We start from the raw sequence: 15,683 nt of genomic DNA, 5'->3' as shown, positions 1-15,683 counted from the left end.
GCGAAGCCGCCACCCGGCACAATCACACTCAGGCCGTGCGCGCCACCGCGTCACGCGATGCCGCATCTCGCTCTTCACCGGTCAGCTCGCTCAGCTTGCCGTCGCGCATCTCCAGCAGACGGTCGGCATGAATGAAGTAGTGATCGTCGTGGCTGATGGCGAAAATGGTTTTGCCCATCTCCTGCATCAGCGGCAGCAGCACCTGATAAAACTCGCGGCGGAAGTGCGGATCCTGATCCGCTGCCCACTCATCCAGCAGGATAATGTCGCGCTCTTCCGCCAGTGCCAGCAGCAGCGCCACACGTTTTTTCTGCCCTTTAGAGAGTTTCAGGTTGAGGATCTTCCCGTCCTGTAGCTCCAGCTTGTGCGACATCTGCAACTGCGCCAGCCATTTCTCCACCAGCGCAGGATTGGCCTGTTGCCCTTCAGGCCCAAGCAGTTGTTCAAACAACCAGACATCGGTGAACACCGCCGAGAAAAGCTGGCGGTAATCTTCCGGTTTCTCTGCGCTCAGCGCCCTACCGTCCAGCAAGATCTCACCCGATTGCGGCTGATAGAGCCCGGTCAGCAACATTGCCAGCGTCGATTTACCACTGCCATTGCCGCCAATCAGGAACAGCAGCTCGCCACGGTGAATCGTCAGGTTGACCGGCCCTATGGAGAAGGCGTTGTCCTGATAGCGGAACGTAACGTTACGCAGCTCCAGCGTTTGCCAGTTGGGGAACGCCTGCGGGCGCGGGAATTCAGCTTTGAACGGTGTAAGGTCGAATTTTTTGAGTTTATTAAACGCAACTTGCGCACTCAGCAAGGTAGGCAGTGCGCCGACAGCGGAGAGCAGCGGTGTGCGTAAAAACAGTAACGTTAATGAATAGGTTGCCGCCACGTTGGTGTCCGCCCAGCCCAGGCTGTTCGCCATCCAGAATACCAGGCCAATGGCGCCCAGCATCATAATGTTTGACCAGTTCACCGCACTCAGGTGGAAGGTATCGGCGCGAATGATGTGATGCCGGTATTCGCGCGCATCCGGGATGTAGAGATGGTTAAAGATATGCTCGGCGCGCTCGCGGTTCAGCGTCAGCTCTTTACGCCCTTCCAGCACCGTCTGGTAATCGTTATAGAGCTTATCTTCGGTTTCGCGCAGTACCGCCATGTGTTTATAGACGCGTGACACCAGCACAAAACCACCCCAGATGGTAATGGCTATCCACAGAGCGGTCACTGCCAGCATTTTGCTGGAGAGCCAGGCGAGATAGGCCGCAGAGCCAAAGGTCAGAATGATCCCCTGGACCAGTTCCGGTAAACGGACGAATGCAATAGTGATGGCACGCACATCGCTGGTCAGTCCCGCTAGCAGAGAAGCACTTCCGAGCTGTTCAACACGCTCGACCTGGGTGTCGAGGATCCGCTTGATAAATTCACTGCGTAAACGAAAAACGAAATGGTGCCCAAGCGCAGTCAGCGCCAACTGAGAACCGAGAGTGACCGCCATCAACAACAGCAACAGACCAAGAAACTCCGGCAAAACGGAGAGGGACGTGTCGACCATTTCAATCAGACGTACGTTAATAAACGCGATCAGGCCAATACCCAATGCGGCACTGGCAAGGCTTAACGCCATTACTGCAATGAAGGGCCAGCGATACTGACGCCAGACAAGAAGAAGTAGTTGCATGCAGGCAATCCGGACAATAAAAATCAGCCAGCAGTGTAAACTGCCCTGCGTGTACATCAAGAATAATTCTTATTTTTATTTACTCACGCCAGCCTGGCGAAAAGTCAGGTTATATCGGTACTCGCCAGTCAATGGGTGGACCCCGGGTTTCAGAGGCTGAATGCCGTGATAATAGAGCCGCGACTCCCTGCCCCACACCACCACATCGCCATGCTCCAGCATCAGGCGCTTGAGCGGGTCGTTGCGGCGTAACCCGCCGAACTGGAAGACGGCAGGTAGCCCCAGAGAGACGGATACGATAGGCGCGCGCAAGTCAGGCTCATCCTTGTCCTGATGCAACGAGAGTTTCGCACCTGCGGCGTAGCGGTTGATCAGACAGGCATCCGGACGGAAGTCTGCATAATTCGCAGCCACGGCGGCCTCGTGGCAGAGAGACTGAAAAACAGCAGGTATGGGAGGCCACGGCTGACCGGTTAAAGGATCGACAGGGGCATACAAATAGCCCCGTTCGTTCGTCGCCCAACCGAGTTCTCCGCAGTTGGCCATTGCCACCGACATGGTGTAGCCTCCCGGCGTCACCATATGGCGAAACGGTGAAATGGTCGTGACCTCTTCGATACCAGCAAGCAGCGCCGCCGCACGTGAAAGTGCAAAGCGGCGGAGGATCACCGCGCCCGGAGCAAATGGTTCCTGCCAGGGTTCAGCATCCGCAAAAAGATCGAGCATCATCCCTCCTGGTGTTCCGCCTCACGTTTCAGTAATAACGCTTTTCGTTCCGTTCCCCATCGGTAACCCGATAGCGCACCATCATTGCGAACAACGCGATGGCAGGGGATCACTATCGCCAGTTTGTTTGCAGCACAGGCTCCGGCAACGGCACGTACGGCATTGGGTTTACCAATTGCTTTTGCCACCTGCTGATAACTTGCCGTTTCACCGCAGGGAATGTCGCGAAGGGCCTGCCAGACGCGCTGCTGGAAAGCGGTTCCACGTATATCCAGCGGCAGTGACAGCGGCACTGCACGGTTATCAATACTGGCGATAACCTGATGGGCTCGCAGCGCAAAAGCATCTTCCAGCGGTACGCGCTCCGCTTTTGGAAACAGCGTAGCAAGCTCTTCGGTTAATTCTGTATCGTTGTCCCCCAGCAGTATCGCGCAGATCCCTCGCTCACTTTCAGCAACCAGACAGCGTCCTAACGAACAGTCATCGATGGCATAACGCACAGCCACATCGCCTTTACGGTACTGCTTCGCTGTCATCCCCAGCGTATCATTGGCTTTACGATAATAACTACTGCTATCAGGAAACCCTGCCGCCAGCACGGCGTCGGTAATGTTGTCTCCCTGCGCAAGTGCCGTGCGCAAGCGCTGCCCCCGTGCCGCCTGCTGCCAGGCTTTTGGCGTCATACCCGTCACGGATTTAAACAGACGATGGAAATGGAAAGGACTCATGGCAACCTGGTTCGCCAGCTTTTCCAGTGTCAGGGTGGGATCCTGCTCCAGAAGGCGACAGGCGTGCTCTATTTTTGCCAGCTTCAGTTCCTGCGGATTGCCTTTGTCCGGCATACAACGCTTGCATGGGCGAAACCCTGCCTGAATGGCATGGTGGACATCAGCATAAAAGCAGACATTTTTACGCAGCGCGTGGCGGGCACGGCAGGACGGACGACACACGATCCCCGTGGTCTGCACGGCAAAGACAAACTGTTCGTCAGCGCGTGGATCGCGGGCCAGCACGGCCTGCCAGCGATCTTCATCGGTAATAAAGGTCGGGTTTTTCATCATCAACTCCTCTTACAAGCATACATACAGCGTGCCTGAGTGCCACTGATAAAAAACCCGCAACCTTGCTTTTTAATTTTTGTCACTCACCAGGAAGCTGTTGAACTGCGGCGAATGCCAGGTTTTAAATCCGTCAGCCTCTTTGATGATCATATAAACCGCCAGCCCTTCCTGACGAACCACCTCTTTGGCTTTCTCCGGTCCGAGTACCATTAACCCGGTATCCCAGGCATCGGCTTCCAGCGCAGTGGGGGCAATGACCGTCACCGAAACCAGGTTATGTGTGATTGGGCGCCCGGTCTGTGGGTCAATGACGTGCGAAATGCGTTTACCGTCAAGTTCGTAATAGTTACGGTAGCTTCCGGATGTGCTGATGCCGTGCCCGTTGATATCCACCATCGCCTGCACGGCGTTTTGCTGATCGGTCGGCTTTTGGATGGCCACCCGCCAGGGCTTATCACTGGCGTTCATGCCGCGGCTCACTAAGGCGCCCCCCACAGACACCAGATAACGCGAAATCCCTTCCTGGGTCATCAACGCTGCCAGGTGATCTGCCGCATAACCTTCCCCAACCGTTGACAGGTCGACAAACAGATCGGGGATATCTTTTTGCAGGTACTGTTGACCGTACTGATTGATCACCGTCAGATGTTGTAGACCAGTCCTGGCACGGGCGTCATCAATGGCTGCCTGATCGGGCGTGGTGACCGGCTGCTTGTTGGGGCCAAAACCCCAGAGATTTACCAGCGGTCCAACGGTGACGTCCATCGCTCCGCCGGTTTTGTAACCCACGCGGAGTGACTCCGTCACGATATCGGCCATCGCTTCACTAACCGGCCACAGGGAAGTACTGCTTGAGAGATTAAAGCGCATCAGCGCCGAGTCATTTTTATACGTTGAAAGAAGTTGATCGTCAGCGTCCAGCTGTGACTGAATTTTGCCACGGAGTTCGTCTGCGCGCGTTTTATCAAGGTTCATCACGCTGACACGCCAGAAAGTGCCCATCGTTTTACCTTCAAGCACCGTCGCCGCAGGTGCATCGGCTTTCGCCACCGGCTGCGTGGAAGAGTCACAAGCGGTCAGGAAAAAAAAAGTAGCCAGAAAGCTGGCGCGTAAAAAAGTCATGTCCATTCATTATTATCCTCATGCCAGGGCGGCAAGAGTACACCAAAACGGGTGGTTTGTGAGATCCTAAAAAAACAGACTAAAAAGGGGCCATCAGGCCCCTTTGTCAAATTGCGAAGCGATTAGAACTGGTAAACCAGACCCAGTGCTACGACATCGTCAGTGCTGATACCTGCACTACGGGTGAAGTCGTTTTCATCCAGCAGGTTGATTTTGTAGTCCACGTAGGTAGACATGTTTTTGTTGAAGTAGTAAGTCGCACCAACATCAACATATTTCAGGATATCCTGGTCGCCGTAGCCGTTTTCCAGGTCCTTACCTTTAGACTGCAGGTAAGCTACGGACGGACGCAGACCGAAGTCGAACTGGTATTGAGCAACAACTTCGAAGTTCTGCGCTTTGTTCGCCCAACCCAGATCACCTACGCGAGTCGCGTTGTAGGTCTGAGTATATTGAGTCGCCAGGTAGAGGTTGTTTGCGTCGTATTTCAGACCACCAGTGTAAGTTTCAGCGCGATCGCCATTACCGAAGTCCATATCATTCTGGGAGTTGGTACGTTTAGAACTGGTTACTGCAGTACCGATACCGAACCCTTCGCCCAGGTTATAAGTGATAGAACCACCGACACCATCACCGTTCTGACGCAGCGGCCCACGGCCATTGGCGGTCTGGTCTTCACCACTTACGCTACCGTTTTTACCCTGATACTGAACCGCGAAGTTCAGGCCATCAACCAACCCGAAGAAATCGCTGTTACGGTAGGTCGCGAAACCATTACCACGCTGCTGCATGAAGTTGTCAGAACCGTAGGTGTCGCCGCCGAATTCCGGCAGAACGTCGGTCCATGAAGTAACATCGTAAACAACACCGTAGTTACGACCGTAGTCGAAAGAACCCGCATCACCAAATTTCAGACCGGCAAACGCCACACGGGTCCAGGACTGGTTTTCACTTTCAGCAGTGTTACCCTGAATCTGGTATTCCCACTGGCCGTATCCGGTCAGTTGATCGTTAATTTGCGTTTCGCCTTTGAAGCCAAGACGCATGTAGGTCTGGTCACCATCAACGCTGTCATCATCAGAGAAATAGTGCAGACCATCAACTTTGCCGTACAGATCTAATTTGTTGCCATCTTTGTTATAAATTTCAGCCGCATTTGCTGCGCCTGCTACCAGCAGTGCTGGTACCAGGAGGGACAGTACTTTAACTTTCATTTTATTAACCCTCTGTTATATGCCTTATAATTACCACTGCTTACTGGTTAACCCTCATTAACCAGTCGGCAATTTCATTCTCCTCAAAATTACAGAATAATCCAATGCGAATATGATACTAAAACTTTGAAGGTGTTTCATTTATGCATCAACATGTTTCAATTTGTAAATATAAAGGAACTTTTACAAAGCACAAATAGCTTAAAAATTTAGCACTTATAATCAAACGAAAAAATCACCACATAATTATCAATAAGTTACAATAAAAAAGCATTACAGCACTGAATGACAAAACAAGATCACACCTAATCTCTAAAATAACTCTCGCTATCATCATTAACTTTATTTATTACCGTCATTCAGTTTTGAATGTCTGTTTATCCCTAATTCAACCGGATGCTTCGCATTCGGTTTTTTTTTTACCTTTCTTTACGTAACCTTTCTTTTTTTGTGCTACCGCCCCGAAATTGTAACGACTATTAACTAAATTCTCGCCATGAGTCCCCTGATGAGGGGGAAATGATGCAGAACTTAATTTCTTGTTAATTCGTGCTATTTCCCGGTTAATGGCGTTATTTATTTGTACACCCCCGGCGAGTTTGTACATGTTTGATGTACTCTCCGCCGTTGATAATGCCCGATGAAAAAGACGCATCTTCCAGACCAGTGGCGCTGGAAATTCAGTTATTACCCTTTATACTGCCCTATCGCGACAGAGCACGACCATCACAGGTTAGAGATATCAATGAGTCAGACTGAAACTACCGCCCCGAGCAAATTCTCCCTCCTCCCCGGGAGCATCACCCGTTTCTTTCTTCTTTTGATCGTTGTGCTGTTAGTCACCATGGGGGTTATGGTACAGAGCGCGGTGAACGCCTGGCTGAAGGACAAAAGCTATCAGGTTGTTGATATCACCCATGCCGTGCACAAGCGCATTGATACCTGGCGCTACGCCACCTGGCAGATTTACGACAATATTGCGGCTGCGCCCGCAACCCCATCCGGAGATGGACTACAGGAGACGCGTCTTAAGCAGGACGTCTATTATCTCGAAAAACCACAGCGCAAAACGGAGGCACTTATCTTTGGCTCTCACGACAGTGCGACGCTGGAGATGACGCAACGTATTTCGACCTATCTGGATACCCTTTGGGGAGCCGAAACAGTGCCGTGGTCGATGTACTATCTGAATGGTCAGGACAACAGCATGATCCTGATCTCGACGCTGCCGTTGAAAGATCTCTCTTCCGGGTTTAAAGAGACAACCGTGGGCAGCATTGTCGATTCCCGCCGGGCAGAAATGCTACAGCAGGCAAATGCTCTCGATGAACGTGAGAGCTTCTCATCACTGCGGCGGTTGGCCTGGCAAAATGGCCATTATTTTACCCTGCGCACCACGTTCAACCAGCCAGGACATCTGGCGACGGTGGTGGCCTTCGATTTACCGATTAATGATTTAATCCCGCCGGATATGCCGCTCGACAGCTTCCGCCTGGAGCCAGACAGCAGCACCCAGAACATGCGTGCGGCGTCTGACAAAGAGGCCGCAGAGAGCGTATCGATCTCTTTTAACGGCTCGAAAATTGAAATTGCCTCTTCGCTGAACTCAACCGGCATGCGTCTGGTGTGGCAGGTACCGTTTGGCACACTGCTGCTCGATACCCTGCAAAATATCCTGTTGCCTCTGCTGCTGAATATCGGACTGCTGGCGCTTGCTCTGTTTGGCTACAGTACGTTCCGTTTCCAGCCGGGTCGTCAAAGCGACACCTCTGCGGTTTCGGCTGGAACCACTAATGAGCTGCGCGTATTACGTGCATTAAATGAAGAGATTATTTCCGTGCTACCGCTTGGCGTGCTGGTTCACGATCAGGAAGCGAATCGTACGGTGATGAGCAATAAAATTGCTGACCATCTGCTGCCACATCTCAACCTGCAAAACATCACCACCATGGCGGATCAGCACCAGGGGGTTATTCAGGCCACCATTAACAATGAACTGTATGAGATCCGTCAGTTCCGCAGTCAGGTCGCCCCGCGCACGCAAATTTTCATTATCCGCGATCAGGATAGAGAAGTGCTGGTAAATAAAAAGCTGAAGCAGGCGCAAAGGCTGTATGAGAAAAACCAGCAGGGTCGCGCGGCATTTATGCAGAATATTGGTGATGCCTTCAAACAGCCATTAAAAACGCTGGCAACCCAGGCGGCGGCGTTAGATACGTCAGAAAGCCACCAGCTTGCCAGCCAGGCCGACTCACTGGTTCGTATGGTTGATGAGATCCAGTTAGCGAACATGCTGGAGAATGATTTCTGGAAAGGAACACCTACCCTCTTCTCCATTCAGAATCTGATCGATGAAGTGGTTCCGGAAGTCCTGCCTGTGATTAAGCGCAAAGGACTGCAACTGCTGATCAATAACCATTTATCCGCGAATGATGAACGTCACGGCGATCGCGAAGCACTGCGTCGCATTCTGCTGATGCTTATTCAGTATGCGGTGACCACCACGCAGATTGGCAAGATCACCCTGGAGGTGAGCACGGACGAGTCTGCTGAAGATCGTCTGACGTTCCGCATCCTGGACACCGGGGAAGGCGTCACGACGAGCGAAATTGATAATCTGCACTTCCCGTTCCTGAATGACACCCAGAGCGATCATTACGGCAAAGCCAATGCGCTGACCTTCTGGTTGTGCGATCAACTGGCGCGTAAGCTTGGTGGTCATCTGAATATCAAGGCCCGTGAATCCCTCGGCACCCGGTACTCTCTGCACGTTAAAATGGCCGCCAATCCACAGGAAGAAGATGAAGAACGTCTGCTGGATGATGTTGTGGTGATGGTCGATGTGACCTCAAACGAGATCCGCAATATTGTGGTTCGTCAGTTAGAAAACTGGGGTGCGGCCTGCATCACGCCGGATGAAAGGCTGGCAAGTCAAGAATTTGATCTATTTTTAACTGATAATCCGTCTAATCTTACTGCCTCCGGCTTGCTTTTAAGCGATGATGAGTCAGGCGTGCGGAAAATCGGCCCTGGCCAGCTGCGCGTCAATTTTAATATAAGCAATGCGATGCAGGAAGCTGTACTACAACTAATAGAAGAGCAGCTGGCGCAGGAAGAGATAGCGGAATCCCCGTTAGGCGGCAATGAAAATGCCGAGCTTCACGCCAGCGGATACTATTCACTCTTTGTTGATACAGTACCAGATGATGTTAAGCGGTTGTATACTGAGTCCGCTGCGAATGATTTTGCAGCGCTGGCACAGACAGCACACCGGCTTAAAGGGGTGTTTGCCATGCTTAATCTGGTTCCCGGCAAGCAGTTATGTGAAACGCTGGAACATCTAATTCGTGAGAAAGATGCCTCTGGCATTGAAAAATACATCAGCGACATTGACGCCTACGTCAAAAGCTTGCTGTAGCAAGGTAGCCTAATACATGAACAATATGAACGTAATTATTGCCGATGACCATCCGATTGTACTGTTCGGTATTCGCAAATCACTTGAACAGATCGAGTGGGTGAATGTGGTCGGTGAATTTGAAGACTCTACAGCTCTGATCAATAACCTCCCAAAGCTTGATGCACACGTGCTCATTACCGATCTCTCCATGCCTGGGGACAAGTACGGTGATGGGATCACGCTCATCAAATATATTAAACGTCACTTCCCGGATATCTCGATTATCGTTCTGACCATGAACAACAACCCGGCGATTCTTAGCGCCGTGTTGGATCTGGATATCGAAGGCATTGTGCTGAAACAAGGCGCACCGACCGATCTGCCAAAAGCACTCGCTGCGCTGCAGAAAGGCAAGAAATTCACGCCTGAGAGCGTCTCTCGCCTGCTGGAAAAAATCAGCGCAGGTGGTTACGGTGACAAACGCCTGTCACCGAAAGAGAGCGAAGTTCTGCGCCTGTTCGCTGAAGGTTTCCTGGTGACCGAGATTGCCAAGAAGCTGAACCGCAGTATTAAAACCATCAGCAGCCAGAAAAAATCAGCGATGATGAAACTGGGTGTGGACAACGATATTGCCCTGCTGAACTATCTCTCCTCCGTCACGCTGAGCGCAACGGATAAGGATTGATTCCCTTCGGGGGTCTCTCTCCCACAGGGAAGGATGAAAAACGTAAAAGGCCCTTGCGGGCCTTTTTTATGTTCTCGTTTTTCTCACGCGATCCGCATAAACAGACAATGTCTGCTTCAGCACATCCAGCGTCACCGGTTTCGACAAACAACTGTCCATTCCCGACTCCAGACAGCGCTGCTTCTCTTCCGCCAGCGCGTTCGCCGTCACACCCACAACCGGTAACGTCAGGCCAAGCTGGCGGATGCGCTGCGTCAGACGGTAGCCATCCATGTTAGGCATGTTTACGTCACTGAGAACAATATCAATATGATTTTTACTCAGTACGTTCAGCGCATCCACGCCATCATTAGCCGTTTTACACTGATAACCAAGCGAACCAAGCTGGTCGGCCAGCAGGCGGCGGTTAATCGGATGGTCATCCACCACCAGAATCATCATATCGTCATTCACTGACGCCAGAGACTCCGTTGACGGTAATCCACCAGCGCCGTCACTCTCTTCCAGATGCACTTTGTAGATGCGTGCCAGCAGGCTCATCAGCTCATGCGGCGTTGCTACACTGTGTACCCATTCTCCCGGTGCACGCTCAACCGGGATACCGATGTGACGACGGCAGAAGAGTACCGTCCCTCTTCCCTGCCACGGCTGTTCCGGCATATCGTCGGTAATCAGCACATCGTCCACATCCGGTGTTTGACCTTCATAGCGGGACACCCTCACGCCGCTATGAGTGAGCAGCGCAGTGAGATAGTCATTCAGTGAGGCATTATGCACCGCCAGCCAGCAGCGTTTATTGCTCAGACCATCAACCGTCGTTTTTGCCGGATACTGAGCCGAATAGAGCGGAATGCGGATGGTAAACTGGCTACCCATACCGGGCTCGGTATCAACGGAGATATCACCGTCCATCATGCTGACGAGTTTCTCACAGATCGCCAGCCCCAACCCGGTACCCTGGAAGTTACGCTGCACGCCGGTCCCCACCTGGAAGAACGGGTCAAACAGACGAACCACTTCTTTCGCCGGAATGCCCACCCCCGTATCCCGCACGCGGATACTCAGGTAATCACCGGCCCGGCAAACGTGTAATACAATACAACCGACGTCGGTGAATTTAATGGCATTACTGAGCAAGTTAGAAATGACCTGCTGCAGGCGCATGGGATCGCCGTGCAATGTCAGCGGCACATCCGGTTCGATAAAACAGTAAAGCCCCAGCTGTTTACGCACCACCAGCGGCAGATAATTGGCGCTGATGTGGTTCATCACCTCACGCGGAGAGAACTCCCGCGGTTCGATTTTCAGCTGCTCAGACTCAATTTTGGAGAAGTCGAGAATATCACTGATGATTTTCAGCAACAGGCTGGAGGAGTTGTTCATCGCCGTCACCAGCCTGTCGACCCCTTTCGGCAGCTCTTTCGTCTGCAGCAGGTCGAGGTTACCGATAATCCCGTACAACGGCGTACGCAACTCGTGGCTGACTGTCGCAAGGAACATCGATTTCGACTGACTGGCCTGCTCTGCCGCCTGCGCCATCTCCTGCAACGACTCTTCCATCTTCACGCGTGCAGAGACATCCACCAGCACGCAAATCGCCACGTTTTCATTGCGATAGCGGGAATGAACAAAGCTGATTTGCAGGTTAGTGTGCGTGCTGGTCAGCACGTCGACAAAGTTAACCTGCTGACCACAAATAATTTGCGTCAGCCTTTGCCGATCCTCATGCGTCAGCATGTTCAGGTAATTATGTGCCAGCTCATTACTCAGGATATTGGTTCCGTCCTGGGTACGCAGGATACAGATCCCCACCGGTGCCGAGGCGACAATTTTACGGTTAAATTGCTCATGTTCTTCAAGGCGTTGAGCATCCACCTCTGCCGGAATAAATATCCGACGTTCATACATGCGTGCCAGCATAAACAGCGCCACGCCCACCGCGATATTCAACAAAATGGCGTTGAGGATCAGGATACGAATGCGTTCAAGCACCATATCCACCGGCAGCGAATAGACAATGCTCAGCGACGAAGGCGGCAGGTTCTTTTTCAGCACCAGCTCACGGAAGCCGGAGGTATAGCCAAACCACGATCGCTCCTGCATCCAGTGCGGATCGACGTTTAAACGGTTGTCTGGCCCGGTAAGGGAGATAAGCTGATGTCCATTTTCATCAAGAATAGTCACACCCATTGGCAGACTGCCCGGGGTGAAGAAGTTTTCCATGCGAATGGTCTGTTCAATTCCCAGCAGCGCCTGCAGGCGATTACCCAGATACACTGGTGTCAGGGCGTAGAAATAACCCACACCCGTGCGCGGACCCTGGCTTATCCAGAAAATGTTATTCCCGCGTTCATCCTGCGGTGCGTTGCGGTATTTCACAATGCGTTCGTGCAGGCTTTTCAGCGCATCATCACGCTCGACGGGAAGATCGCGCAGGCCAAAATCCGCCACGCAGAGATTTTCACTGCCAATCAGAAATACGCGATTGAGGTCATAGGCAGCAGAAAAATTGTCGCGCCAGTAGCGCATAAACCAGGCAAGAGATTCCAGTGACCCACGCCAGGTATTGCTCATGGTGGAACAATCGGAATCTGGGAACAGCGGCTGGAAATCCGGGACTTCAGTTTTGTCGTTACGACCGCGGAGGGCAAGAATACCGTTTTCCGCCGTCAGACGATTTTCAGCAATGTACTTCAACTCCTTCATCACATCAGATGTTCGCTGAATGTAGCGCTGGGCCTGGTCGGAGCTTAAATTAAACTCCTGGCGGATCTCCGCTTCTTTCTGATGCAGCGCGTTAACGATGTAAAACACCGAGAACAATGCCACCAGTAGCCAAAGCAAGAGCGCCAGCGCCCGAAACAGATAGCGAGAAACTTTCAGCGTAGTACGAAAGGAGACGAGGTATTTCAAAGGGGCGAGGCTCCGCCGTCGGGGTCAAAAGAATGTGGTTAAGGTAGCGGTAAACGCGCCAGGTCGCAACGTTGACTTATCTGCTTCTGCAAAAGAAAAGGGCCGGAATCCGGCCCTTTTTTGCATCATGCAATATTACTCGTCAGCGTCATCCGCTGCATCGTCGTCGGTGTCGGTTTCCGGTGCGATATCATCATCACCTTCTGCGACGCTGCCGTCGATGGAATCGAGTTCTTCGTCGTCCACCGGCTCAGCAACACGCTGCAGACCCACAACGTTTTCATCTTCCGCAGTACGGATGAGGATCACGCCCTGGGTGTTACGACCCACCACGCTGATCTCAGATACGCGTGTACGCACCAGCGTACCGGCATCGGTGATCATCATGATCTGGTCAGCATCGTCTACCTGTACCGCGCCAACAACGGAACCGTTGCGCTCGGTGACTTTGATAGAGATAACGCCCTGTGTACCGCGAGACTTGGTTGGGTATTCCCCTTCCGCTGTACGTTTACCGTAACCATTCTGCGTCACGGTCAGGATAGCCCCTTCACCGCGCGGAATAATCAGGGAAACCACAGAGTCTTCACCAGCCAGTTTGATGCCACGAACGCCCGTAGCGGTACGACCCATTGCACGGACAGCGTTCTCTTTAAAGCGCACCACTTTACCGGCCGCAGAGAACAGCATCACTTCATCCGAACCGGAGGTCAGATCCACGCCAATCAGCTCATCGCCTTCGTTCAGGTTCACCGCGATGATACCCGCAGAACGTGGGCGGCTGAACTCGGTGAGCGCGGTTTTCTTCACGGTACCGCTGGCGGTCGCCATAAAGACGTTCACGCCCTCTTCGTACTCGCGTACCGGCAGGATGGCGGTGATACGTTCGTTCGCTTCCAGCGGCAGCAGGTTAACGATTGGACGACCACGTGCGCCACGGCTCGCTTCCGGCAACTGGTAGACCTTCATCCAGTACAGACGACCACGGCTTGAGAAGCAGAGGATCGTGTCATGGGTGTTCGCCACCAGCAGACGGTCAATAAAGTCTTCTTCTTTAATACGTGCCGCAGACTTGCCTTTACCACCACGACGTTGTGCTTCGTAGTCGGTTAACGGCTGATACTTCACGTAGCCCTGGTGAGACAGAGTCACAACAACGTCTTCCTGGTTGATCAGGTCTTCGATGTTGATGTCCGCGGTGTTCGCGGTGATTTCGGTGCGACGCTCATCGCCGAACTGATCACGAACCAGCTCCAGCTCTTCACGAATCACTTCCATCAGACGCTCTGCGCTACCCAGGATGTGCAGCAGCTCAGCAATCTGTTCCAGCAGTTCTTTGTATTCGTCGAGCAGTTTTTCATGCTCAAGGCCGGTCAGTTTCTGCAGACGCAGATCCAGAATCGCCTGGGCCTGCTGTTCAGTCAGATAGTATTGACCGTCACGCACGCCGAACTCAGGTTCCAGCCACTCAGGACGCGCAGCATCATCACCCGCACGTTCCAGCATCGCTGCAACGTTACCCAGATCCCACGGACGGGAAATCAGTGCGGCTTTCGCTTCTGCCGGGGTTGGCGCACGACGGATCAGTTCGATGATCGGGTCGATGTTAGCCAGGGCAACCGCCAGCGCTTCAAGGATGTGCGCACGGTCGCGCGCTTTGCGCAGTTCAAAGATGGTACGACGTGTCACCACTTCACGGCGGTGACGCACGAACGCGCTCAGGATCTCTTTCAGGTTCATGATCTTCGGCTGACCATGGTGCAGTGCAACCATGTTGATACCGAAGGAAACCTGGAGCTGAGTCTGGGAGTACAGGTTGTTCAGAACAACTTCACCCACCGCGTCACGTTTGATTTCAATCACGATGCGCATGCCGTCTTTATCAGACTCATCACGCAGCGCGCTGATACCTTCAACACGTTTTTCTTTTACCAGCTCGGCGATTTTTTCAATCAGACGCGCTTTGTTCACCTGATACGGGATCTCGTGAACAATGATCGTTTCACGGCCGGTTTTGGCGTCCGCTTCCACTTCAGCGCGGGCACGGATGTAAATCTTGCCGCGACCGGTGCGGTACGCTTCTTCAATACCACGACGACCGTTGATGATCGCCGCCGTCGGGAAGTCCGGGCCCGGGATGTGTTCCATCAGCCCTTCAATGCTGATGTCTTCATCGTCAATATAAGCCAGGCAACCGTTGATCACTTCCGTGATGTTGTGCGGCGGAATGTTGGTTGCCATACCGACGGCGATACCGGACGAACCGTTCACCAGCAGGTTAGGGATTTTCGTTGGCATAACGTCAGGAATTTTTTCCGTGCCGTCGTAGTTATCAACGAAATCAACCGTCTCTTTTTCCAGGTCGGCCATCAGCTCATGGGCAATCTTCGCCAGACGGATTTCCGTATAACGCATTGCCGCGGCGGAGTCGCCGTCGATAGAACCAAAGTTACCCTGACCATCTACCAGCATGTAACGCAGCGAGAATGGCTGCGCCATACGGACGATAGTGTCGTACACCGCGGAATCACCATGAGGATGGTATTTACCGATTACGTCACCAACGACACGGGCAGATTTTTTGTAGGCTTTATTCCAGTCATTGCCCAATACGTTCATGGCGTATAGTACGCGACGGTGTACCGGCTTCAGGCCATCGCGGACGTCCGGCAGCGCACGGCCAACAATGACCGACATCGCATAGTCCAGATAGGAGCTCTTCAGCTCTTCCTCGATGTTAACCGGTGTAATTTCTCTCGCAAGGTCGCTCATCTAACCGCTATCCCTCTACTGTATCCCGGATTCAAAGGTCGCAAATTATAACACAGCCGAGGTGATTGAGGTAAACCTATACGCTTTATTCACAGGGATTGCCTGATATACTCATTCG

10 protein-coding genes are annotated in these 15,683 nt (G+C 52.6%); 2 read left to right on the top strand and 8 right to left on the bottom strand.

The features are described 5' to 3' along the window. Positions 1 to 28: 28 nt before the first annotated feature. From HED65_RS05030 to HED65_RS05005, 6 genes are all read right to left on the bottom strand, one after another. Positions 29 to 1,672 carry a multidrug ABC transporter permease/ATP-binding protein gene (locus HED65_RS05030; protein WP_114977817.1) on the bottom strand — a complete coding sequence of 548 codons (1,644 nt, stop codon included), beginning with the start codon at positions 1,670 to 1,672 and terminating at the stop codon, positions 29 to 31. 75 nt (positions 1,673 to 1,747) lie between these two features. Then, entirely contained in the window at positions 1,748 to 2,398 is a 651-nt protein-coding gene (gene alkB / locus HED65_RS05025; protein ID WP_114977678.1) for a DNA oxidative demethylase AlkB, read from the bottom strand. Then, complete coding sequence (gene ada, locus HED65_RS05020) at positions 2,398 to 3,456, bottom strand: bifunctional DNA-binding transcriptional regulator/O6-methylguanine-DNA methyltransferase Ada (protein ID WP_114977677.1); 1,059 nt, start codon at positions 3,454 to 3,456, stop codon at positions 2,398 to 2,400. The genes alkB and ada overlap by 1 nt, the downstream gene beginning before the upstream one ends. A gap of 72 nt (positions 3,457 to 3,528) precedes the next feature. Further along, the gene (apbE, locus tag HED65_RS05015; protein WP_114977676.1) at positions 3,529 to 4,587 is read right to left on the bottom strand and encodes an FAD:protein FMN transferase ApbE; all 1,059 of its coding nucleotides are present in this window, start codon (positions 4,585 to 4,587) and stop codon (positions 3,529 to 3,531) included. A 116-nt stretch (positions 4,588 to 4,703) separates the two neighbouring features. Continuing rightward, complete coding sequence (locus tag HED65_RS05010; protein ID WP_114977675.1) at positions 4,704 to 5,795, bottom strand: porin OmpC; 1,092 nt, start codon at positions 5,793 to 5,795, stop codon at positions 4,704 to 4,706. A gap of 388 nt (positions 5,796 to 6,183) precedes the next feature. Continuing rightward, positions 6,184 to 6,402, bottom strand: a complete 219-nt coding sequence (locus HED65_RS05005) for a hypothetical protein (RefSeq protein WP_147279783.1) — start codon at positions 6,400 to 6,402, stop codon at positions 6,184 to 6,186. A 138-nt stretch (positions 6,403 to 6,540) separates the two neighbouring features. Between HED65_RS05005 and rcsD the strand changes: the two genes are divergently transcribed. Further along, positions 6,541 to 9,213: a phosphotransferase RcsD gene (rcsD, locus tag HED65_RS05000; RefSeq protein WP_114977674.1), complete on the top strand. Its 2,673-nt coding sequence runs from the start codon at positions 6,541 to 6,543 to the stop codon at positions 9,211 to 9,213. A gap of 16 nt (positions 9,214 to 9,229) precedes the next feature. After that, positions 9,230 to 9,880: a response regulator transcription factor RcsB gene (gene rcsB, locus HED65_RS04995; protein WP_003859405.1), complete on the top strand. Its 651-nt coding sequence runs from the start codon at positions 9,230 to 9,232 to the stop codon at positions 9,878 to 9,880. Positions 9,881 to 9,946: 66 nt separating this feature from the next. Here the strand turns inward: rcsB and rcsC are convergent, their stop codons facing one another. Both rcsC and gyrA read right to left on the bottom strand, forming a co-directional pair. Next, positions 9,947 to 12,793, bottom strand: a complete 2,847-nt coding sequence (gene rcsC / locus HED65_RS04990; RefSeq protein ID WP_114977673.1) for a two-component system sensor histidine kinase RcsC — start codon at positions 12,791 to 12,793, stop codon at positions 9,947 to 9,949. A gap of 135 nt (positions 12,794 to 12,928) precedes the next feature. Further along, a complete protein-coding gene (gene gyrA / locus HED65_RS04985) occupies positions 12,929 to 15,565 on the bottom strand; it encodes a DNA topoisomerase (ATP-hydrolyzing) subunit A (protein ID WP_114977672.1) in 2,637 nt (878 codons plus the stop codon). Between the last annotated feature and the right edge of the window lie 118 nt (positions 15,566 to 15,683).

Source organism: Pantoea sp. LS15, assembly GCF_012241585.1.
GTDB lineage: Bacteria > Pseudomonadota > Gammaproteobacteria > Enterobacterales > Enterobacteriaceae > Enterobacter.
Note: the sequence above shows the minus strand (reverse complement) of the source record. Positions and strands in the feature narration are given on the sequence as shown.